1 tRNA gene and 2 rRNA genes are annotated in these 1,202 nt (G+C 51.2%); all 3 read left to right on the top strand.

Features of this window, described 5'->3' with window-relative positions:
• Positions 1-663: ribosomal RNA gene (locus FYJ25_RS14345) — 16S ribosomal RNA — on the top strand; the annotation flags it as partial.
• Between the two features lie 65 nt (positions 664-728).
• Positions 729-846, top strand: a 5S ribosomal RNA gene (gene rrf / locus FYJ25_RS14340).
• Between the two features lie 6 nt (positions 847-852).
• Positions 853-925, top strand: a tRNA-Ala gene (locus FYJ25_RS14335).
• The last annotated feature ends 277 nt before the right edge of the window (positions 926-1,202 follow it).

Genomic DNA, 1,202 nt, shown 5'->3' with positions numbered 1-1,202 from the left:
ACCTGGGGAGTACGTTCGCAAGAATGAAACTCAAAGGAATTGACGGGGACCCGCACAAGCGGTGGAGCATGTGGTTTAATTCGAAGCAACGCGAAGAACCTTACCAGGTCTTGACATCCTTCTGACCACTCCGTAATGGGAGTCTTCCTTCGGGACAGAAGAGACAGGTGGTGCATGGTTGTCGTCAGCTCGTGTCGTGAGATGTTGGGTTAAGTCCCGCAACGAGCGCAACCCCTATCTTCAGTAGCCAGCAGGTAAGGCTGGGCACTCTGGAGAGACTGCCAGGGATAACCTGGAGGAAGGTGGGGACGACGTCAAATCATCATGCCCCTTATGATCTGGGCGACACACGTGCTACAATGGCGGTCACAAAGTGAGGCAAACCCGCGAGGGGGAGCAAACCACAAAAAGGCCGTCCCAGTTCGGACTGTAGTCTGCAACCCGACTACACGAAGCTGGAATCGCTAGTAATCGCGAATCAGAATGTCGCGGTGAATACGTTCCCGGGTCTTGTACACACCGCCCGTCACACCATGGGAGTCGGAAATGCCCGAAGCCAGTGACCCAACCTTTTGGAGGGAGCTGTCGAAGGTGGAGCCGGTAACTGGGGTGAAGTCGTAACAAGGTAGCCGTATCGGAAGGTGCGGCTGGATCACCTCCTTTCTAAGGAAGACAAGTAGAGAGTTGTTTTGTTATTCAGTTATCAAGTGAAAACTTGATACAGTATTTCCGGTGGCGATGCGCTCAGGGGACACACCCGTTCCCATCCCGAACACGATGGTTAAGACCTGAGCGGCCGATGGTACTATGCTGGAGACGGCATGGGAGAGCAGGTGGCTGCCGGATTCCCTTGGGGGATTAGCTCAGTTGGGAGAGCGCCTGCCTTGCAAGCAGGAGGTCACGAGTTCGAATCTCGTATTCTCCACTTGGTGTCGAGAATAGACATCATTTATATGTACCTTGAAAACTACACACAGAGAAGTTTTTCTTTAAAAGAAAAGCGACATCAGATTTCTATGATAAGAAAGAATTGAGACTAAATCAATTCTCCCAATAGCAAGTCGAAAGACAAAACATGAGTTTTAACTCATACGCCGAATGTTCTCTACGCTAGGAAGAACAGGAGGCAGCCATTTCTTAGGAAATGGACATACAAAGGTCAAGCGAAGAAGGGCGCAGGGCGGATGCCTTGGCACTGAGAG

Origin of the sequence: Anaerobutyricum soehngenii (assembly GCF_009697165.1) — a bacterium.
Classification (GTDB): domain Bacteria; phylum Bacillota; class Clostridia; order Lachnospirales; family Lachnospiraceae; genus Anaerobutyricum; species Anaerobutyricum soehngenii.
The sequence above is the reverse complement of the archived record's forward strand: the minus strand, read 5'-3'. Positions and strand labels throughout refer to the sequence as shown.